Annotated in this window: 19 protein-coding genes; 15 read left to right on the plus strand and 4 right to left on the minus strand. The window is 64.9% G+C overall.

What is annotated here, in order from left to right:
- The first annotated feature begins 50 nt into the window (after positions 1–50).
- Entirely contained in the window at positions 51–833 is a 783-nt protein-coding gene (locus tag AB7531_RS06055) for a L,D-transpeptidase (RefSeq protein WP_063986079.1), read from the plus strand.
- Between the two features lie 17 nt (positions 834–850).
- Positions 851–1504, plus strand: a complete 654-nt coding sequence (locus AB7531_RS06060; protein WP_063980986.1) for a DUF2865 domain-containing protein — start codon at positions 851–853, stop codon at positions 1502–1504.
- A 222-nt stretch (positions 1505–1726) separates the two neighbouring features.
- On the opposite strand, the gene AB7531_RS06065 is transcribed toward AB7531_RS06060, so the two are convergent.
- Complete coding sequence (locus AB7531_RS06065; RefSeq protein ID WP_063980987.1) at positions 1727–3820, minus strand: methyl-accepting chemotaxis protein; 2094 nt, start codon at positions 3818–3820, stop codon at positions 1727–1729.
- A gap of 272 nt (positions 3821–4092) precedes the next feature.
- Here AB7531_RS06065 and AB7531_RS06070 point away from each other — a divergent pair, with 272 nt between their 5' ends.
- Positions 4093–4248 (plus strand): Thivi_2564 family membrane protein, encoded by a 156-nt coding sequence (locus AB7531_RS06070; protein WP_011084288.1) that lies wholly within the window; start codon positions 4093–4095, stop codon positions 4246–4248.
- Between the two features lie 158 nt (positions 4249–4406).
- Here AB7531_RS06070 and AB7531_RS06075 read toward each other — a convergent pair whose 3' ends face one another.
- The 3 genes from AB7531_RS06075 to cysD all read right to left on the minus strand — a co-directional run bounded on the left by AB7531_RS06075 (position 4407) and on the right by cysD (position 9718).
- A complete protein-coding gene (locus tag AB7531_RS06075) occupies positions 4407–6572 on the minus strand; it encodes a malate synthase G (RefSeq protein ID WP_063980988.1) in 2166 nt (721 codons plus the stop codon).
- Between the two features lie 414 nt (positions 6573–6986).
- The gene (cysC, locus tag AB7531_RS06080) at positions 6987–8903 is read right to left on the minus strand and encodes an adenylyl-sulfate kinase (RefSeq protein ID WP_063980989.1); all 1917 of its coding nucleotides are present in this window, start codon (positions 8901–8903) and stop codon (positions 6987–6989) included.
- 20 nt (positions 8904–8923) lie between these two features.
- Positions 8924–9718 (minus strand): sulfate adenylyltransferase subunit CysD, encoded by a 795-nt coding sequence (gene cysD, locus AB7531_RS06085; protein WP_063980990.1) that lies wholly within the window; start codon positions 9716–9718, stop codon positions 8924–8926.
- A 236-nt stretch (positions 9719–9954) separates the two neighbouring features.
- Between cysD and cysG the strand changes: the two genes are divergently transcribed.
- The 12 genes from cysG (at position 9955) to AB7531_RS06145 (ending at position 21185) form a co-directional block, all read left to right on the plus strand.
- A complete protein-coding gene (gene cysG / locus AB7531_RS06090) occupies positions 9955–11379 on the plus strand; it encodes a siroheme synthase CysG (RefSeq protein ID WP_063980991.1) in 1425 nt (474 codons plus the stop codon).
- Positions 11376–11684 carry a DUF2849 domain-containing protein gene (locus AB7531_RS06095; RefSeq protein ID WP_071916679.1) on the plus strand — a complete coding sequence of 103 codons (309 nt, stop codon included), beginning with the start codon at positions 11376–11378 and terminating at the stop codon, positions 11682–11684. Before cysG ends, AB7531_RS06095 begins: the two co-directional genes overlap by 4 nt.
- A gap of 30 nt (positions 11685–11714) precedes the next feature.
- On the plus strand, positions 11715–13370 hold the full coding sequence (locus AB7531_RS06100) for a nitrite/sulfite reductase (protein WP_063980993.1): 1656 nt from the start codon (positions 11715–11717) through the stop codon (positions 13368–13370).
- Entirely contained in the window at positions 13357–13872 is a 516-nt protein-coding gene (locus tag AB7531_RS06105) for a DUF934 domain-containing protein (RefSeq protein ID WP_063980994.1), read from the plus strand. The genes AB7531_RS06100 and AB7531_RS06105 overlap by 14 nt, the downstream gene beginning before the upstream one ends.
- Positions 13869–14600, plus strand: coding sequence for a phosphoadenylyl-sulfate reductase (locus tag AB7531_RS06110; protein WP_063980995.1), 732 nt, complete (start codon positions 13869–13871; stop codon positions 14598–14600). Before AB7531_RS06105 ends, AB7531_RS06110 begins: the two co-directional genes overlap by 4 nt.
- A gap of 124 nt (positions 14601–14724) precedes the next feature.
- Positions 14725–15726, plus strand: coding sequence for a sulfate ABC transporter substrate-binding protein (locus AB7531_RS06115; RefSeq protein WP_028148402.1), 1002 nt, complete (start codon positions 14725–14727; stop codon positions 15724–15726).
- 33 nt (positions 15727–15759) lie between these two features.
- Complete coding sequence (cysT, locus tag AB7531_RS06120) at positions 15760–16596, plus strand: sulfate ABC transporter permease subunit CysT (protein WP_071916676.1); 837 nt, start codon at positions 15760–15762, stop codon at positions 16594–16596.
- Positions 16597–16605: 9 nt separating this feature from the next.
- Positions 16606–17517, plus strand: a complete 912-nt coding sequence (gene cysW / locus AB7531_RS06125; protein WP_063980996.1) for a sulfate ABC transporter permease subunit CysW — start codon at positions 16606–16608, stop codon at positions 17515–17517.
- Positions 17507–18541, plus strand: coding sequence for a sulfate/molybdate ABC transporter ATP-binding protein (locus AB7531_RS06130; protein WP_063980997.1), 1035 nt, complete (start codon positions 17507–17509; stop codon positions 18539–18541). The genes cysW and AB7531_RS06130 overlap by 11 nt, the downstream gene beginning before the upstream one ends.
- A 96-nt stretch (positions 18542–18637) precedes the next feature.
- Positions 18638–19141, plus strand: coding sequence for a CAP domain-containing protein (locus AB7531_RS06135; RefSeq protein ID WP_063980998.1), 504 nt, complete (start codon positions 18638–18640; stop codon positions 19139–19141).
- 78 nt (positions 19142–19219) lie between these two features.
- On the plus strand, positions 19220–20395 hold the full coding sequence (locus AB7531_RS06140) for a DUF3734 domain-containing protein (protein WP_063980999.1): 1176 nt from the start codon (positions 19220–19222) through the stop codon (positions 20393–20395).
- 1 nt (position 20396) lies between these two features.
- Positions 20397–21185, plus strand: coding sequence for a 3-hydroxybutyrate dehydrogenase (locus AB7531_RS06145; protein WP_028157423.1), 789 nt, complete (start codon positions 20397–20399; stop codon positions 21183–21185).
- The last annotated feature ends 55 nt before the right edge of the window (positions 21186–21240 follow it).

The raw sequence follows: 21240 nt of genomic DNA on the forward strand, positions 1-21240 counted from the left end.
TGCGTTTGTTGGGAGCCGCATCACCTGATGCACATCCAATGGGGCAGCACATGACAAGGTTCTCTCCAGTCCGTCGCCGCTTCTCGCTGCGCGCCACCACCGCCATTGCCTTCGCGACAGCATTGCTGACCGTGCCCTTCGCGGCACAGGCCCAGACGCTCGGCTACGCGCCGATGCAGCCGCAGGGATATCCGCAGGACCCGAGCTATTCGCGGGGTTATGTCAACGCGGCGCCGCAGGCCGCCGACGAGGATGCCGCGCTGCCCGACCGGCTGCGCAAGCAGATCGTCAGCTTCGACCGGAACGAGCCGGCCGGGACCATCGTCATCGATACCGGCAACACTTACCTCTATTACGTGCTCGGCAATGGCCGCGCGATCCGTTACGGCGTCGGCGTCGGCCGACAAGGTTTCACCTGGGCCGGCGTGCAGAGCGTCAGTCGCAAGGCCGAGTGGCCGGACTGGCATCCGCCGGCCGAGATGATCGCGCGTCAGCCTTATCTGCCGCGCTTCGTCGCCGGCGGTCCCGGCAATCCGCTCGGCGCTCGCGCGATGTATCTCGGCTCGAGCGAATACCGCATCCATGGCACGAACGATCCCACCACGATCGGCAAGTTCGTGTCCTCCGGTTGCATTCGCATGACCAACGAGGACGTCACGGACCTGTTCAGCCGCGTCAATGTCGGCGCCAAGGTGGTGGTGCTGCCGAAGAACGCGCCGCTGATGGCCAAGGGATACGACAAGGGCGGCGACCCCGTACGCAAGCGCCCGCCGGTGACGACGCTGCCTTCGGGACGGCAGGCGCTGAACATCACGACGTCGGCAGTGAACTGAGAGTTGAGCGAGGTCATATGAAGAGACGTTCGATCGGCAAACTGGCCGGTGGCGCGGCGGCGTGCTTCGCCGTCGCCTCGCTCGGCCTCGCGTTGACGCCGTCGGCGCATGCGGAAGACTTCTTCTCGGCGCTGTTCGGCGGCTTCCGCGCGCGCTCCGCGCCGGAGATCCGCATGCCGTTCCCGACCGATGACATGCCGCGCTACGACACGCCGCGCCAGCGGGCCTCTTATGGCGGCGGCATCGCCTATTGCGTGCGCGGTTGCGATGGCCGCTACTTCCCGGCGCAAGGAAACGACGCCGAAAGCAAGGCGAAATCCTGCAAGAGCTTCTGCCCGACGTCCGAAACCTCGCTGGTCTATGGCAGCAACATCGACGACGCCACGACGGACAAGGGAAAATCCTATTCCGACCTGCCCAACGCGTTCCGCTTCCGCAACGAGATCGTCGCGGGCTGCACGTGCAACGGCAAGGATCCGGTCGGACTTGCCCAGGTCAAGGTCGAGGACGATCCGACCTTGCGCAAGGGTGACATCGTCGCGGGCAGCGATGGCCTGGTGGTCGCCAACCGCAACGCCAACGACCGCCGTGGCGTCGCGATGAATTTTTCGCCGCTGCCGGAGTCGGTGCGCGCCAGGTTCCGCCAGGTGCCGGTGGTCGCGAAGGAGTAGGGGCGGTGCGGCCTCAAGTGGGTTGCGGCGCTAGCGCCTCGATCTCCACTGTCGTCCCGGACAAGCGGAGCGCAGATCCGGGATCCATAACTACAGGAAGCGGTTTGACGAAGGCACGTGGTTAGCAGCTCGCGCGACAACTTCTCCCTGTGGTTATGGGTCCCGGCGTTCGCCGGGACGACACTGAAGGTGTAGCGGCAGCTTTCTATCCAATCCGCAGTCCTACGCCGCGCGGATTTTCCCCAGGAAGTCGCTGACCTGCTGGCCGAGCTGGCGGCTCTGGGTTTCCAGCGTTTCCGAGGCCTGCTTGACGTTGTCCGCCGCACCGGCGGCAGCATCCGCGTCGGCCTTCACGCCGGTGATGTTGTCCGACACGTTCCTGGTGCCCTGCGCCGCAAATTGCGTGCTGCGCGTGATCTCCTGGGTCGCCGCGCCCTGCTCCTGTACGGCGGCGGCGATCGCGGTGGCGACCTCGTTCACTTCGCCGATGATGCCACCGATGGTCTGGATCGCGTTGATGGCGTCGCTCGCCACCCTCTGGATGTCGGCGATCTGCCCGGAGATTTCCTCGGTGGCTTTGGCGGTCTGGCTCGCCAGCGATTTCACCTCGGAGGCCACGACCGCGAAACCGCGCCCGGCTTCGCCCGCACGTGCGGCCTCGATCGTCGCGTTGAGCGCGAGCAGATTGGTCTGCGCCGCGATGGTGTTGATCAGGCCGACGACCTCGCCGATGCGTCCTGCGGACTGCGCCAGCCCTTGCACCGTGCCGTCGGTCTCGCGGGCCTGGTTGACGGCGCGGCTGGCAATGCCCGCGGCGTGCGCCGCCTGCTGGCTGATGTCGTTGATCGAGGCGGAGAGCTCCTCGGCGGCGGCGGCGACGCTGTCGACGCTCATGGAGGCGTCGTTGGAGGCCTTGCCGGCGACCTGGACGCGGTCGTTGGTCTGGCGCGACACCGCGGAGAGATCACCCGAGGTCTTGCGCATCTCGCCGGACGCCTCGCTCAGTTCGCCGAGCGTCTTGCGCACCGCGCCCTCGAACTCGCCGACATAGGTCTCGACGGCGCGCTGGCGCGCGGCCGCGCCGACATTGCGCTCGCGCTCCTGCGCCTCGATCTTGAGCTTCTCGGTCGCCTGCTGCTTGAAGGTTTCCAGCGCGCCGGCAAGCGCGCCGATCTCGTCCTGGCGGTCGAGATAGCCGCTGTCGACGGCGAGGTCGCCGCCGGCGACCTTGAGCATGGCGTCGCGGATGGTGTTGAGGGGATGGATGACGCGGCGGCTGACCAGCATGACCGCGCCGACGGCGAGGCCGATGGCGAGCGCCAGGAGTGCAAGCTGCACGATCAGCGCGCGCTGTGCGGTACTGCGCTGCTCCTGCGTGTAGCTCCGGGCGGCGTCGAGCGCGGCTTCGGCCACCGCGACCGCACTGGCCATACGGCCGACCGTGAGCGGGCTCCACTGGTTGGCCGTCAGCTCGGCCTTCTCACCCTTGACCAGGGTGTCCGCGAGACGGTCGCGCAGGGTGAGATATTGCGGCTCGAAATAAGCGGTCTTGGCCGTGGTCATGGCCGAGGCGAGCGCGGGCGGCAATTGCATGCCCGAGGTCGACAATTCCAGCGCTTTCCACATCGCGGCCGTACCGCCGACAAATTGGGTATAGTTGTAGCGGCCCTCCGGCGAGATCTTGCCGGCCGCAAGTCCGGTCGAGACGATCAGTGAGGCCTCGCCCGCGGTGTTGCGGAGCAGCCAGGCGCTCTGCTTGATCGACAGCAGCTGGTCGATCACGGCATCCTGGTGGTTGACGGTGGCGGCGAGGACGCCCGAGAGCTTGTCGAGCACGTCGAGCAGCCCCTGCGTCGTCTCCATGTATTCCTTGGTCAGGCCGGCGCGGCGCTGGTCCTTCGGTTTGGCAACATCCTCCCAGAACTGCTTCTGCTCTTCGCCCAGCAGCTTGTAGAGCCGCGCGAGCTCAGGCACCAGCGCGCCCGATTGCGGGAAGTCGATGCTCGGCAGCAGCTCGAGCGCGCGGGCCATCGCCGGCATCTGGGCATCGCGCAGCGCGCGCAGATATCTCTCGATCTCGGAGTCCATCGGCTCGGTCGCGTTCAGCAGCCGGGACGTGGTCGAGCGGTCGGTGCGCAGATTGTGCATCGCCTTGAACAGATCGGCGGAGGCGTCGGCGATCTGCGAGATGCGGTTAGCGGTCTTGAGGCGGTCCCAGGAGGCGTAGGCGGTGAGCGAGAGCGCAATCACCACGCAGACCGAGGTGATGGCGATCACCGCCTTCAGCAGCGCGGACACGGTCAGACGATTCAGCATCGAAGCCTCCTAAAATTCCCATTGCAAAGTTCGTCGAGACGCCCCGGCAACATCAAAACGGAGGGGCAGGCAGATCGGCAATCGCATGCCGTTTGCGGCGCATCACCCAAACGGTTTCTGCATCTGAAACGAAAAGGGTAAAGTTTTAGGCAGGCCGGCTGATCGTAGAAGTACGTATTTACTAGAAGTTGCAGTGGGTTGCCGTGATGGAACCTGCGCTGGAGATAGGCGTTAGAACACCGTAGCAATTTGCCTGAAGGGGGGTCCTTGCGATGCTGGTCGGCGTACTCGTCACCTTTCTCGTCGTCATTCTCGTGCTCTATCTCATCAACATGCTGCCCATGGACGGTCGCGCCAAGCAAATCGCGCGTGTGGTCGTCATCATCATCGGCGTCGTGTCGCTGCTGAAATATCTGACGGTGTTTTAGCGGGGTAGGGCGTGTAGCCCGGATGGAGCGCAGCGAAATCCGGGGGCCTGCCCCAAGCAACGCCGGTCCCGGATTGCGCTTCGCTCCATCCGGGCTACGGCCCGAAAACAAAAAAGCCCCGGCGCGAGCCGGGGCTTTGGTGTTTGAATGACCGGGCTCTAGCCCGCAGCCTTGGCCTCGCGGCGGCGGGCGGTGAGGATGTACTCGGTGTAGCCGTTCGGCTGCTCGCGCCCCTTGAAGATCAGGTCGCAGGCCGCCTTGAACGCGACACCGTCGAAGGCGGGCGCCATCGGCTTGTAGATCGCATCGCCGGCGTTCTGCTTGTCGACCACGACGGCCATGCGCTTGAGCGATTCCATCACCTGCGCCTCGGTGATCACGCCCTGATGCAGCCAGTTGGCGAGATGCTGGCTGGAGATGCGCAAGGTGGCGCGGTCTTCCATCAGGCCGACATCGTGGATATCAGGCACCTTGGAGCAGCCGACGCCCTGGTCGATCCAGCGCACGACATAGCCGAGGATGCCCTGGCAGTTGTTGTCGATCTCCTGCTTGACGTCGTCGGGCGCCCAGTTCGACTTCGACACCGGAATGGTGAGGATGTCGGACAGCTTCGCGCGCGGACCGCCCTTGGTCAGCTCCTGCTGACGCGCGGTGACGTTGACCTGGTGATAGTGCAGGGCGTGCAGCGTTGCCGCCGTCGGCGAGGGCACCCAGGCGGTGGTGGCGCCGGCCTGCGGATGCGCCAGCTTCTGTTGCAGCATGTCCGCCATCTTGTCGGGCGCGGCCCACATGCCCTTGCCGATCTGGGCATGGCCGGGCAGGCCGTCGATCAGGCCCATGTCGACGTTCCAGTCCTCATAGGCCTTGATCCAGGCCTGCGCCTTCATCTCGTTCTTGCGGATCATCGGACCCGCTTCCATCGAGGTGTGGATCTCGTCGCCGGTGCGGTCGAGGAAGCCGGTGTTGATGAACATGATGCGCTTGGAGGCGCGTTGGATGCAGGCCTTGAGGTTGACGGTGGTGCGCCGCTCCTCGTCCATGATGCCGACCTTGAGCGTGTTCTCGGGCAGCGACAGCATCTTCTCGACGCGGTCAAAAATCTCGCAGGTCAGCGACACCTCATCCGGGCCGTGCATCTTCGGCTTGACGATATAGGCAGATCCGGTGCGGCTGTTCTTGACCTTGGAGTTGCCCTTGATGTCGTGAATCGCAAGAAGCCCCGAGACGGCGGCGTCGAGCAGGCCTTCCGGAATTTCCTCGTCCTTCTCGTCCAGCACCGCGTCGGTGAACATGTGGTGACCGCAATTGCGCATCAGCAGCAGGCTGCGGCCATGCAGCTTCACTTCGCCCTTGCCGTCCGGCGTCTTGTAGCTGCGGTCACTGTTGAGCGAACGGGTCAGCGTCTTGCCGCCCTTCTCGAAATCGGCCGAGAGCGTGCCGTTCATCAGGCCAAGCGTGTTGCGATAGACCAGCACCTTGTCCTCGGCATCGACCGCGGCGACCGAGTCTTCCATGTCGAGGATGGTCGAGACCGCGGACTCCATGATCATATCGGCGACGCCGGCGGGATCGTCCTTGCCGATCACGCTGCTGCGGTCGATCTTGACCTCGACGTGCAGGCCGTTGTTGGCGAGCAGCACCGCGGACGGCGCGGCGGCATCACCCTGGAAGCCCGCGAATTGCGCGGCGTTCTTCAGCGCGGTGGCATTGCCGCTCTTCAGCTTCACCGCGAGCTGGCCCGCGACGACGCTATAGGCGGTGACGTCGGTGTGGCTGCCGGTCGCCAGCGGCACGGCGGCATCGAGGAACGCCTTGGCCTTGGCGATCACCTTGTCGCCGCGCGCCTTGTTGTAACCTTTGCCGCTCTCGGCAGCGTCGTGCGGGATCGCGTCGGTGCCGTAGAAGGCGTCATAGAGCGAGCCCCAGCGCGCGTTCGCCGCGTTCAGCGCATAGCGTGCGTTGGTGAGAGGCACGACGAGCTGCGGGCCGCAGATCTTGCCGATTTCTTCATCGACATTGGCGGTCTCGACCTTCTGCGTCGCCGGCTCCGGGACGAGATAGCCGATCTCCTTCAGGAACGCGGTATAGGCATCGAGGTCGAACGCCTTGCCCTTGTTGGCGCGGTGCCAGTCGTCGATCTTGGCCTGCAGCGTGTCGCGCACCGCCAGCAGCGCGCGGTTCTTCGGCCCCAGATCCTTGATGATGGCGGCGACCCCGGCCCAGAACGCATCCGGCGCGATCCCCGTTTTCGGGGCCGCTTCCTTGGCGATGAAGTCAAACAGGACGGGAGCGATCTTCAATCCGTGGGCGTCGACGCGTTTCATGATGGGCTTTCTTGTTGGAAATGGCTGTTTTTTGGCTGCTTTTGACCCGACAGCAGCAAAATGCGCCCATAAGGGGCAGCTTTCAGGGCCTATTAGCCCCAAAATCGGGGCCGTGAGAAGGCCTCCAAAAGTTGTCAAAATGTCAAGGCGAGGTGTGGGTCTGGCTCGTTTTACAAACGCTTCAGCCCGGCTTAGCGCCACGCGCACAGATGCGCTCCCTCCCCCCTTGCGGGGGAGGGCGGGGGAGAGGGGTAGCCCAGGAAAAGGTGTGCCTGAATTCGACGGAGCGGAGTGCTCGCGCTGATGGAGAGAGTCCCCGTGTGGACCCCTCTCCCTAGCCCTTCCCCGCAAGGGGGGAGGGAACGCAGTAGAGCGTGGGGACAGAGCGCGGCGTCTCTCGTGGAGAGCGCGCGCTCAAATATTCGCGGCGAGGTCCACGAGCTCGTCGAACAGCACGCCGGTGGTCTTCAGCATCCGTTCGATCTCGTCCGCGGCGTCGGCAACCGTGCGGGCCGACGTGTCGATCACGAGCTCGGCAGCCTCGGGTCGCTCGTAGTCGTTGCCGATGCCGGTGAACGACGCCAGCGCGCCGGCGCGGGCCTTCTTGTAATGGCCCTTGGGATCGCGATCCTCGCAGACCTCTGCCGGCGTCGCGACATGGATCTCGCGGAACGCGGTGTCGGCGATGCGGCGCGCGGTGGCGCGGTCCTCGCGTGCCGGCGAGACGGCGGCGACGATCGCGATGTGGCCGTTGCGGGCGAGATGGGTCGCGACTTCGGCGAGGCGGCGGATGTTCTCGCTGCGGTCGGCGGCGGAGAATCCGAGATCGTTGTTGAGCCCGGCGCGCAGCGTGTCGCCGTCGAGCAGGATCGGCGAGCCGCCATTGGTGAACAGCCGACGTTCCAGCGCCTTCGCCAGCGTCGACTTGCCGGACGCCGGCAGGCCGGTGAGCCAGACCACGGCGCCGTTGTGGCGGTAGCGCGCGGAGCGTTCGTCGGGCCGCAGCGCCGATTCCACCGGCACGATGTCGACCGGCACGGCGCGCTGGCCGGCATCGACCGACAGCACGAGACCACCGCCGGCGATGCGCCCCGAGACTTCGATCACGAGACGGCCGGTGCGCGGATTCTCGGTGTAGGGATCGGCGGCAATTGGGCTCGAAAGAGAAATGTCGATCTCGCCGACATGGTTGCGGCCGATCGCCTTGTTCTCGACGCTCGACAGCTCGCCGGGATCGACCGCCTTCTCGATGGCGACGACGGTGGCGCGGCTTTCCTTCGGGCCGCAGCGGACCAGCAGCTGGTCGCCCTTGGCGAGCGGCTTGTCGTGCAGCCAGAAGATGCGCGCGCGCAGACGGCGCGTCTCGCGCGGTGCGGAGCCGACATGCGCGACGATGTCGCCGCGCTCGATGAACAATTCGCGGTCGAGCGTGATGCCGACCGAGCGCCCCGCGCCCTGCCGTCCGGCGACCGGCGTTACCGGCCAGCTTTCGACCGTCTTGATCCTGGCGATCTTGCCGGCCGGCATGATCACGATCTCGTCGCCGGCAATGAGGCTGCCGGATTCGATGCGGCCCGCCACGATGCGGCGGTCGTCGAACTTGTAGATCGCCTGCACCGGCAGGCGCAGGGCGAGGGCTTCCAGCGGACGCGCCGGCTCGAGCTGGTCCAGCGCCTCGACCACGGTCGGACCCTTGTACCAGCCGATGCGGTCGGTGCGCTCCGCGACGCCGTCGCCATCGCGGGCCGAGATCGGGATCACCGCCGTCGGCGTCACGCCGAGGCCGTTGAGATGCGCCGAAATCTCGTCGCTGATTTCTTTGAAGCGCTCGGCGCTGAAATCGACGCGGTCCATCTTGTTGACGACGATCGCGACCTGCTTCACGCCGAGCAGGTGCAGCAGATAGCCGTGCCGCCGGGTCTGGTCACGCACGCCTTCGAGCGCGTCGATGATCAGCACCGCGCCGTCCGCCTGCGACGCACCGGTGATCATGTTGCGCAGGAATTCGGCATGGCCGGGCGCGTCGATCAGCACGATGTCGCGCGAATTGGTGCGGAAGCGGATCTGCGTGGTGTCGATGGTGATACCCTGATCGCGCTCGGTCTGGAGCGCGTCGAGCAGGAACGACCATTCGAACGGCATGCCGCGCCGCGCGCTGACGGCTTTCAGCATCTCGAGCTTGCCGTCGGGCAGGCTGCCGGTCTCGTGCAGCAGGCGCCCGACCAGCGTCGACTTGCCGTGGTCGACATGGCCGACGATCACGATACGGACCTGCGGACGCGTGGTGCCGTTCGGAGTGGCGGGCGAAGCGGGGGTGACGATCATGTTCATAGCCGCGTTGCGTCCTTGAATCAGAGATAGCCGGCGACGCGCAGACGCTCGAAGGCGTCCTCGGTCTCGTGGTCGAGCGCACGGCCGGCGCGCTCCGGCACCTTGGTCTGCTCGAGCTCGACCAGGATCTCGTCGATGGTCGACGCGGTCGACGCGACCGGATTGGTGATGTCCTGATCGCCCAGCGAGCGATAGCGCTTGCCGTCCTTGGCGAGATACAGCGGGATGATCGGAATGTTCTCGCGCTTGGTGTAGGCCCAGATGTCGGCCTCGGTCCAATGCAGGATCGGATGGATGCGCAAATGCGCGCCTTGCGGCGGCGAGGCGTTGAAATGGTCCCAGAACTCCGGCGGCTGATCGCGCACGTCCCAATTGCCTTCGAGCCCGCGCGGCGAGAACACGCGCTCCTTGGCGCGCGTCGCCTCTTCGTCGCGGCGGATGCCGGCGATCAGGCCGTCAAAGCCGAATTTGGCGAGCGCCATCTTCAGACCTTCGGTCTTGCGCGCAGCGGAACGGGCCGCCGGCGGCAGCGTTGGGTCGACGGCATCGATCGGCGGGCAGGGTTCGACGCGCAGGTCGAGCTCCCACTCTTTCCCGTAGTGATCGCGGAAGCGATACATCTCCGGAAACTTCTTGCCGGTATCGACGTGGAGGGCCGGGAACGGCAGCCGGCCGAAGAACGCCTTGCGCGCCAGCCAGATCATGACGTTGGAGTCCTTGCCGAGCGACCACAGCAGGGCGATCTTCTTCAGGCGGCCGAAGGCCTCGCGGAAAATGTAGATGCTCTGCGCCTCAAGCTGGTCCAAATGGTCCATGTTGGGGGCGGTCAGCCCGACGGGAATTTGCTCGGAAACGGGAGCCCGGAAGTCCCGTCCATCTGCACCGGAATCGGTCCTGAGAAGATGCATCTCTGCCACTTTGCGTTTGGAGGCGAATTTTCTATAGTTGCGGTGCAGAAGAGAAGAAAAAATTTTCTCTTTGCGCGCTCGAAACGACACATATATAGAAAATAATTCCAGTCAACCCCGGATGTGGGGGAAGCGAGTATCGCATGCGGTTCTTGCCGGTGTTCCTCGATCTCAAGGCCGGTCCGGTGGTCCTCATCGGCGCGGGTGAGCTTTTGCGCGCTAAGCTGCGCGTGCTCGCCGCTGCCGGTGCGCGCATCCGCGTGCATGCGATCGACGGCAATCAGGACCTGAGCCTCAGCTCCGAAGACGCGGCGCGGATTGAAATCGCGACTGGCGATCCGCTCACCGCCGATCTCTCGGGCGTCATTGCCATCGTTTGCGCCGGCGCGGGCGATGTCGGCGTTGCCATGTCGGTCCGCGCCAAGGCGCTCGGCCTGCCCGTCAACGTCATGGACGATCTCGAACATTCCAGCTTCATCTTCCCGGCGATCGTCGATCGCGGCGATGTCGTAGTCGCGGTCGGCACCGGCGGCACCTCGCCGGTGGTGGCGCGGCGCGTGCGCGAGAAGATCGAGGCGCTGCTGCCGGCCCGCATCGGCGAGCTTGCCGAGTTCATCGGCGGCTTCCGCAAATCCATCAACGAGCGCATCGCCGAGTTTCCGCTGCGCCGCCGCTTCTGGGAGCGCGTCATCGACGGTCCGATCGGCGCGTCTGTGCTCGCGGGCCGCAAGGGCGAGGCCGACGCCGCGATCAGGGCGATCTCCGATCCGTCCGCATTCGCGCGTGCCGACAAGCCGGAAGGCTCGGTCGCGCTGGTCGGCGCCGGGCCCGGCGATCCTGATCTTCTCACCATCAAGGCGCTGCGCGCGCTCCAGGATGCCGACATCGTCTTTCATGACGAACTGGTCTCGGGCGAAATTCTCGACCGCATCCGCCGCGACACCACGCGCGTTCCGGTCGGCCGGCGCGTCGGCAAGCCCGGCATCGGCCAGGACGCCATCAACAAGCGCATGATCGAGGCCGCGCAATCCGGCCAGCGCGTGGTGCGGCTGAAGGGCGGCGACCCCTTGGTGTTCGGCCGCGGCGGCGAAGAGGTCGAAGCGCTGCGCGCGGCCGGCGTCGCCTATTCGATCATTCCCGGCATCACGGCAGGGCTCGGCGGCGCCTCCGATTTCGAGGTGCCACTCACCTATCGTCATGAGGCGACCCGCATCACCTTCCTCACCGCGCACAAGGCGCGCGATGCCGAGAACGTGGACTGGTCGACGCTGACCGACACCAAAATGACCGTCGTGGTCTACATGGGCATGACCGCGGCCCCGGCGATCCGCGAAGGCTTGTTCGCGGCCGGCCGTTCGCCGGAGACGCCGGTCGGCGTATTCTCCCGCGTCACGCGGCCGGATGCACAAGGCGCGATCGGCACGCTGCGCGACCTGCCCGAGCTCGTGCGGCGGACCCATGGCGGTCCCGCCATCCTCATCATCGGCGACGTGGTCCGGCATGCCGGCTCGCTTCGCCGCGAAACACCCAAACAAATCATCTCTGACCTCCTGGATGCTGCCGAATGACCTCTCCCTTGCAAAAGAAACTTAAAATCAGCGATTCCTCCGTCGTGACCGCTAACCGTACCTGGGATGGCGTCGTCGTCTACCGCACCGCTGCCAAGGGCTGGTCGGCTGACCTCGCAGACGCCGCGATCGTGCGAAACTCCGATGAGGCGAAAGCGTTGCTCGCCGAGGCCGTGGCCGATGACGTCGGCGCGATTGGTCCCTATATCGCTCCGGTCCAGATCGGCGAGGACGGCAAGATCGTGCCCGGAAATCTGCGCGAGCAGATCCGCCGCGATGGCGTGACCATCGACTTGCCGGTTTAATCGCAGGTCGGGCTGTAAGGCACTTTAATCATGTACGCTTACGACGAAATCGATCGCACGCTGGTCAACGAGCGCGTCTCGGAATTCCGCGACCAGGTGCAACGCCGTCTCTCGGGCGAGTTGACCGAGGACGAATTCAAGATGCTGCGCTTGCAGAACGGCGTCTATCTGCAACTGCACGCCTACATGTTCCGCGTCGCGATTCCCTACGGAACGCTGGCGTCGAACCAGTTGCGGCAGCTTGCCCATGTCGCGCGCAAATATGACCGCGGCTACGGCCATTTCACCACGCGCCAGAACATCCAGTTCAACTGGATCAAGCTTTCGGACCTGCCGGATGCGCTGGCCGATCTCGCCGAGGTCGGCATCCACGCGATGCAGACCTCCGGCAACAACATGCGCAACGTCACCTCGGATCAGTGGGCCGGCGTCGCGCCGGGCGAGATCGAGGATCCCCGCATCTGGTCGGAGCTGATCCGCCAGCACACTACGCTGCATCCGGAGTTCTCGTTCCTGCCGCGCAAGTTCAAGATCGCGATCACCGCTTCGGATCACGACCGCGCTGCGATCAAGGTCCACGACATCGGCCTGCGGCTGATCAAGAACGAGAAGGGCGAAACCGGCTTCGAGGTGCTGGTCGGCGGCGGTCTCGGCCGCACGCCGTTCATCGGCAAGACCATCAAGCACTTCGTCCACGGCCGCGATCTCCTGAGCTATATCGAGGCGATCCTGCGCGTCTACAACCAGTACGGCCGCCGCGACAATATCTACAAGGCGCGCATCAAGATCCTGGTGCACGAGCTCGGCATCGAGAAGTTCTCCCGCGAGGTCGAGGAGGAGTGGCAGCATATCCGCAACTCCTCGCTTCAGATCGACGACGAGGTGATCGAGGACATCCGCTCGCGCTTCATCTATCCGGCTTACGAGAAGCTGCCGCACATGCCGGACGAGCTGCGCCAGGCAGCGGCCGATCCCGATTTCGAGGCGTGGCGCAAGAACTCGGTCGCCGCGCACAAGAACCCGGGCTACTCCATCGTCACGATCTCGCTGAAGCCGATCGGCGCGCCTCCGGGCGATGCCACGGCCGAGCAGATGGATGCGCTGGCCGATCTCGCCGACAAATATTCCTTCGGCGAGATCCGCGTCGGTCATGAGCAGAATTTGGCGCTGCCGCATGTTGCCAAGCGCGACCTGCCGGCGCTGTGGAAGGCGCTCGACAAGCTTGGGCTGGCGACGCCGAACGTCAACCTGATCACCGACATCATCGCCTGCCCGGGGCTCGACTATTGCTCGTTGGCCAATGCGCGCTCGATCCCGATCGCGCAGGAGCTGACGCGGCGCTTTGCCAACCATGAGCTCGCCAATCTGATCGGGCGGCTGCATATCAACATCTCCGGCTGCATCAATGCCTGCGGCCATCATCATGTCGGTCATATCGGCATTCTCGGTGTCGAGAAGAACGGCGAGGAGGTCTACCAGATCACCATCGGCGGCCGTGCCGACGAGAGCGCCGCGCTTGGCAATCTGATCGGCCCCGGCGTCAAGTTTGACGAGGTCGCTGACGTCGTCGAGGACATCGTGGAAGCCTATCTGGCGCTGCGCGAGCGGCCGGAGGAGCTGTTCGTCGACACGGTGAAGCGCCTCGGCGTCGAACCCTTCAAGGAGCGCGTCTATGCCACTCGTTAACGGCGGAAAAATCGCCGACGACAGCTTCGTCAAGCTTGCCGTCGACACGCCGCTGCCCGAGGGCGGCGACATCCTGGTGCCGGCCGAGCGCTTCCTCAGCGATGCGGACGCGCTGCTCAAGCGCGGCGGCAAGGTCGGCGTGATCTGGCCGAACAATCGCGATATCGCCGAGCTCGTGCCCTATCTCGGCAAGATCGCCGTCGTCGCATTGGTGTTCCCGAGCTTCCGCGATGGCCGCGCCTACAGCCAGGCGCGCCTGCTGCGCGAGCGCTATAATTATCGCGGCGATTTGCGTGCCACCGGCCAGGTGCTGCGCGATCAGTTCGTGTTCATGCTGCGTGCCGGCTTCGATTCCTTCGAGGTCAAGAAGCAGGCCGACGCGGAAGCCTTCATGCAGACCGCGAAGCGCTATTCGGTGTTCTATCAGCCGACCGGCGACGGCCGCATCACCGCGCTGCACCGGCGGATGCAGCTGCGTCACTCCGAAGGTGTCGGCACGTGAACGCAATCGCGCCCCAGGTCGCTTCGGTGTCCGCGTCCGCGCTGCCCTCGGCGGAGGAGCTCGATCGCGCGTTGCGCGATGCCTCGCCTGCGGAAGTCATTGCCGCGGCGTTGAAGGCGGTTGGGCGCGAGAAGCTTGCGCTGGTGTCGTCCTTCGGCACGGAATCGGCGACGCTGCTGAAGGTCATGGCCGACGTCGATCCGGCGATCCCCGTGATCTTCCTCGACACCGGCTGGCTGTTCGAGGAGACGCTGGCCTATCGCGACACGCTGATCGCGGAACTCGGCTTGAAGGACGTCCGCTCGATCAAGCCTGTCGAGGAGACGCTGTCGCGCGAAGATCCCGACCGCGACCTCTGGTTCTCCGATCCAGACGCCTGCTGCCGCATCCGCAAGGTCGAGCCGCTGGCGCGTGCACTGAAGCCGTTCGATGCGTGGCTCAATGGCCGCAAGCGCTTTCAGGGCAATGCGCGCACCGACATTCCGGTGGTCGAGGATGATGGCGCGCGGTTGAAGTTCAACCCCTTTGCCAATGTCTCGCGCGAGGAACTCGAAGCCATCTTCGTCCGCGCCAAATTGCCGCGTCATCCGTTGGTGGAGTCCGGTTTCCTGTCGGTTGGGTGTATGCCTTGCACCAGCAGAACGGCCGAGGGCGAGGATGCACGCGCCGGTCGCTGGCGCGGCCGAGCCAAGACAGAATGCGGCATCCACACGATGAAGACTTCGTAGCACAGTCGAGCTGTCCGGCTACGAACAAGAAAATCCGGTTCCGTTGACTTGAGAGCGTTTCGCCCCGAGTTATGCCCGCGTGCCATCGATGACGATGACGTCGTCGAGGTAAATGGAGATGGACATGATGCGCCGTATCGTTCCGCTCGCGGCAGGGCTGCTCTTGACTGGATTGTTGGCAAGCTCGGCTCTCGCCGCTGACATCAATCTCTTGAACGTGTCGTACGATCCGACGCGTGAGCTCTATGCCGAGTTCAACAAGGCGTTCGCGAATGCCTATCAAAAGGAAACCGGCAAGAGCGTCGAGATCAAGCAGTCGCATGGCGGCAGCGGCTCGCAGGCGCGTGCCGTGATCGACGGATTGCAGGCCGATGTGGTGACGCTCGCGCTCGCCTATGACATCGACGCCGTCGCGAACAAGGGCCTCACCGCGACCGACTGGCAGAAGCGTTTGCCGCAGAATTCATCGCCCTATACCTCGACCATCGTGTTTCTGGTGCGCAAGGGCAATCCGAAGGGCATCAAGGACTGGGACGATCTGCTCAAGACCGGTGTCTCGGTGATCACGCCGAACCCGAAGACCTCCGGCGGGGCGCGCTGGAATTATCTCGCCGCCTGGGGCTTTGCCCAAAAGAAATACGGCTCGGCCGACAAGGCCAAGGACTTCATCGGAAAGCTCTACCAGCAGGTGCCGGTGCTCGATACCGGTGCGCGCGGCGCCACCGTGACCTTCGTCGAGCGCGGCGTCGGCGACGTGCTGCTGGCCTGGGAGAACGAGGCCTATCTCGCCCTGAAGGAGTTTGGTGCGCAGAAGTTCGAGATCGTGGCGCCGCCGCAATCGATCCTCGCCGAGCCGCCGGTCGCGATCGTCGACAAGGTTGCCGATAAAAAAGGCACCCGCAACGCGGCCGATGCCTACCTCCAGTATTGGTATACCAAGGAAGGTCAAGAAATCGCCGCGCGCAATTTCTACCGTCCGCGCGACGCCGAGATCGCCAAGAAGTACGAAAACTCCTTCGCCAAGGTCGAACTGTTCACGATCGACGACGTTTTCGGCGGCTGGACCAAGGCGCAGAAGGAACATTTTGCCGACGGCGGCGTCTTTGATCAGATCTACAAGAACTGATCGGGCGCCGTCTTAGGAGTAGCAGGGGGCCTGGTGAGCGCAGTTGCAGCACGACGACGGACATTGCCGGGCTTCGGTCTCACGATGGGACTGACGCTTTCCTGGCTCTCCATCATCATTCTGATTCCGCTGGCCGGGCTGTTCCTGAAATCGCTGGAGCTGAGCCCCGAGCAATTCTGGAACATCCTGTCCAGCCGCCGCACCCTCAACGCCTTGCGCGTCTCCTTCGGCCTCGCCTTTGCGGCGGCCTGCGTCAATCTCGTCATGGGCAGCATCATCGTCTGGGCGCTGGTGCGTTACCGCTTCCCCGGGCGCCGGCTGTTCGACGCCATCGTCGACGTGCCGTTCGCGCTGCCGACGGCGGTCGCCGGCGTGGCGCTGACGGCGCTGTTTGCCGAGACGGGCTGGCTGGGTGCGCCGCTCGCAGCGCTCGGTATCAAGGTGGCATTCACGCCGATCGGCATCTTCGTCGCCATGATCTTCATCGGCATCCCCTTCGTGGTGCGCACCGTGCAGCCGGTGCTCCAGGACCTCGACCCCGAGATCGAGGAGGCCGCCGGCAGCCTCGGCGCCAGCCGCTGGCAGACCATCATCCGCGTGATCCTGCCCTCGCTCGGACCGGCGCTGCTCACCGGCCTCGCGCTCGCCTTCGCCCGCGCGGTCGGCGAATACGGCTCGGTGATCTTCATCGCCGGCAATCTGCCTAATGTCTCCGAGATCGCGCCGCTCCTGATCGTGATCCGGCTGTCCGAATTCCGCTATGCCGACGCGACCGCTATCGCGGTGGTCATGCTCGTCGTCTCCTTCGTCATCATCTTCGCCGTCAACCGGCTCCAGCGCTGGGCGCAGAGCCGGATCCCGGCGCGCTGAGGGCAGATCATGACGATGCAGATCGCAGATTCCGTCTCGCTGCCTTCGACCGATGCGCGCGCGCGTGCCCACGCGGCCGCCGCCCGGGACAGCCTCCGCACCGAGCCGCCCGCAATACGTATCGCCATCATTGCGCTGGCGGTGGTCTTCCTCAGCGTCTTCGTCGTGCTGCCGCTGGTTCTGGTGTTCGCGCAGGCCTTTTCGAGAGGCGTTCTCGCTTATCTGTCCGCGCTCGCCGAGCCGGAGGCGCTGGCTGCGATCAAGCTGACGCTGCTGGTCGCGGCGATCTCGGTCGGCCTCAATCTCGTATTCGGCCTCGTCGCGGCATGGGCCATCGCCAAGTTCGAGTTTAGCGGCAAGACCTTCCTGATCACGCTGATCGACCTGCCGTTCTCGGTGAGCCCGGTGATCTCGGGCCTCGTCTTCGTGCTGCTGTTCGGCGCGCAGGGATATTTCGGCAGCTGGCTTAGGGATCACGATATCCAGATCCTGTTCGCGGTGCCCGGCATCGCGCTCGCCACCACCTTCGTGACCTTCCCGTTCGTGGCGCGCGCGCTGATCCCCCTGATGCAGGAGCAGGGCACGCAGGAGGAGGAGGCCGCGATCTCGCTCGGCGCCTCCGGCCTGCAGACCTTCTTCCGCGTCACCCTGCCCAACATCAAATGGGGCGTGCTCTACGGCGTCCTGCTCTGCAACGCGCGCGCGATGGGCGAATTCGGCGCCGTGTCGGTGGTATCCGGACACATCCGCGGCGAGACCAACACCATGCCGCTGCTGGTCGAGATTCTCTACAACGAGTACCAGTTCGTCGCTGCGTTTGCGATCGCCTCGCTGCTGGCGATGCTGGCCCTGATCACGTTGATCGCCAAGACCGTTCTCGAACGTCACCTCGACGAAGGACACGACGCAAGTGACCATTGAAGTCAGGAATCTCGTCAAGCAGTTCGGCAGCTTCAAAGCCCTCGACGGCGTCGATCTCAAGGTCGACAATGGCGAGCTGCTGGCGCTGCTCGGTCCGTCCGGTTCCGGCAAGACCACGCTGCTGCGCATCATCGCCGGCCTCGACTGGCCCGATTCCGGCGAGGTTTCCTTCAATGGCGAGGATGCGCTGGCGCGGGGCGCGCGCGAACGGAACGTCGGCTTCGTGTTCCAGCACTACGCGCTGTTCCGCCACATGACGGTGTTCGAGAACGTCGCCTTCGGCCTGCGCGTGCAGCCGCGCGCCAGCCGTAAGGACGAGTCCACCATTCGTGCGCGCGTCAAGGAGCTGCTCGATCTCGTGCAGCTCGACTGGCTCGCCGACCGCTATCCGAGCCAGCTCTCCGGCGGCCAGCGCCAGCGCATCGCACTCGCCCGCGCGCTCGCGATCGAGCCGCGCATCCTCCTGCTCGACGAGCCCTTCGGCGCGCTCGATGCCAAGGTGCGCAAGGAGCTGCGCCGATGGCTGCGCTCGCTGCACCAGGAGATCAACGTCACCTCGATCTTCGTCACCCACGACCAGGAGGAGGCGCTCGAAGTCGCCAACCGCGTCGTGGTGATGGACAAGGGTAGGATCGAGCAGATCGGCTCGCCCGACGACGTCTATGAAAGCCCGGCGACCGCCTTCGTCCACGGCTTCATCGGCGAATCCATCGAGCTGCCGGTCCAGGTCGAAGGCGGCGTCATCAGGCTCGGCGACCGCCCACTCAATCTTGCAGCAGACGGCTTGGTGTCTGGCGCGTCAAAACTGTTCGTGCGGCGACATGATATGCTGGTCGGCCCGCCCGGAAGCGGTGCCTTCGAGGGCGCTGTGCAGCACGTCCGGAATTTCGGCCCCGTGCAGCGGGCCGAGGTGGCGCTATCCGGCGGCGAGACCATCGAGATCGACGCCCCCCGCGACAGGGAACTGCGCGCCGGCGACACGATCGGCCTCGAACCGCGCCGCTACCGGATATTTGCGGGCTAGTAGGCGCCTCGGCCGAAAGCTCAAATCTTCCTCAATATTCACCTTTCAGCCACGGTTGGTATGCAACAACGGCCCCTCATTTGGGGGCCCCTGAACATGCGCGCTGCGGCCGCAATACTCATCACTTTGCTTCTCGCCGGCTGCGCCGGCAACGAAGCACCGGTCCAGCAGCCGTCGATGTATGCCGACATGTCGGTCCCGGGCACCAAGCTCGATGCGCAGGCGGCAGCGATCATGATCTCGCAATACCGCCAGAACAACGCCCTCGGCACCGTCGTGATCGACCCCGATCTGATGCGGCTCGCCGAATCCCAGTCCCAGGCCATGGCGGCGGCCAACAAGATGGACCATGATGTCCGCGCCCCGCTGGCCAAGCGCCTCAGCGCGGGCGGCTATCCGGCGACGGTGGCGGTCGAGAACGTTTCGGCGGGCTATCATACGCTGGCGGAAGCGTTTTCCGGCTGGCGCGACTCGCCTCCGCACCGGGCCAACATGCTCAAGAGCGGTGTCACAAAACTGGGCATCGCGGCGGGCTATGCTCCCGGCACCAAATACAAGGTGTTCTGGACCATGATCCTGGCCTCGACCGACCCCCGATAAGCCAGACTTGATCCCGGGATGCATTGACGCCGCGGCGGACTGTCGCCACGGTGGCTCGCCTTTTGCTATTGTTCCCAGATGACAGATCATAGCCCGGAAGTCGCAACAGTCCCCGCGAAGGCGCAGCGCGTCCTGGTCCTCCAGGGCGGTGGGGCGCTCGGCTCCTATCAGGCCGGCGCCTACCAGTCGCTGTGCCATTTCGACTTCGAGCCGGAATGGGTCGCCGGCATCTCGATCGGCGCGGTCAACGCCGCCATCATCGCCGGCAACGAGGGACAGACCCGCGTCAAGCGGCTCAAGGAATTCTGGGAGATGGTGTCGGCGCCGGTGCCGTGGAAGCCGATCGGCAAGAGCGATCACAGCCGCGAGCTGTTCAATTCGACCAGTGCCGCATTGATCGCGACCTTCGGCGTGCCCGGTTTCTTCACGCCGCGCATTCCGCCCGCGCCGCTCTGGCCGCCCGGCACCAAGCAGGCCGAGAGTTATTACGACACCGCGCCGCTGAAGAAGACGCTGGAGCGCCTGGTCGATTTTGATCGCATCAACGATCTGAAGACGCGCCTGTCGGTCGGCGCCGTCGGCGTCACCTCGGGCAACTTCAAATATTTCGACAATTACGAGTTCAAGAAGCTCGGCAAGACCATCGGCCCCGAGCACATCATGGCCTCCGGCGCGCTGCCGCCGGGATTTCCGTCCGTCGTGATCGAAGGCGAGCACTATTGGGACGGCGGCATCGCCTCCAACACGCCGCTCGACTACGTGCTCGATGCCGAGGTCGCTCGCGACATGCTGATCTTCCAGGTCGATCTGTTCAGCGCCCGCGGCGATCTGCCGAATTCGCTGCTCGAGGCGACCGAGCGCGAGAAGGACATCCGCTTCTCCAGCCGCACGCGGATGAACACCGACAAGAACAAGCAGATCCACAACGCCCGCCGGGCCGTGCGCGATCTGATTTCCAAATTGCCCGATTATCTGAAGAATGATCCTTCCGTGGAATTCCTCGCGAAGGTATCGCGCGAAAGCACCGTCACCGTGGTGCATCTGATCTATCGCAGCAAGAACTACGAATCCTCGTCGAAGGATTACGACTTCTCGCATGTCGCCATGGTCGAGCACTGGGAAGCCGGCGTGCGCGACGTGCATCTGTCGATGCGCCACAAGGACTGGCTCGAGCGGCCGCAGTCCGGCGAGACCATGGTGACCTACGATCTCACGGGGGACGTCACCGCGCCCCCGCCAAAAAGGAGCGAATAACATGGGTAGTCTGTCAGGCAAGAACGCCGTCGTGACCGGTTCGACCAGCGGCATCGGGCTCGCCTATGCGCGCGCCTTCGCCGCCGCCGGCGCCAATGTCGTCATCAACGGCTTCGGCTCGCCGGAGGACATCGAGAAGGAACGCGCCAAGATCGAGTCCGACTTCGGCGTGAAGGCGGTGTATTCGCCGGCCGACATGACCAAGCCCGCCGAGATCGCCGGGATGATCGCGCTCGGCGAGAAGTCGTTCGGCTCGGTCGACATCCTCGTCAACAATGCCGGCATCCAGTTCGTCTCGCCGATCGAGGAATTCCCGGTTGAGAAATGGGACCAGATCATCGCGATCAACCTGTCCTCGGCTTTCCATGCCATCCGCGCGGCGGTGCCCGGCATGAAGAAGAAGGGCTGGGGCCGTATCATCAACACGGCGTCGGCGCACTCGCTGGTCGCCTCGCCCTTCAAGTCCGCCTATGTGTCGGCCAAGCACGGCATCGCCGGCCTGACCAAGACCGTGGCGCTCGAGGTCGCGACCCACAAGATCACCTGCAACTGCATCAGCCCCGGCTATGTCTGGACGCCGCTGGTGGAGAAGCAGATCCCCGACACGATGAAGGCGCGCAACCTCACGCGCGAGCAGGTCATCAACGACGTGCTGCTCGACGCGCAGCCGACCAAGGAGTTCGTCACCTCCGAGCAGGTCGCAGCCCTCGCGCTGTTCCTGTGCGGCGACGATGCCGCGCAGATCACCGGCACCAACCTGTCGATCGACGGCGGCTGGACGGCGGAGTAAGGCTCCAGCCGTAGGGTGGGCAAAGGCGCGTCAGCGCCGTGCCCACCATCCTCCC

It is taken from the genome of Bradyrhizobium sp. 63_E2_N1_3, from assembly GCF_052076005.1.
Lineage (GTDB): Bacteria > Pseudomonadota > Alphaproteobacteria > Rhizobiales > Xanthobacteraceae > Bradyrhizobium > Bradyrhizobium barranii.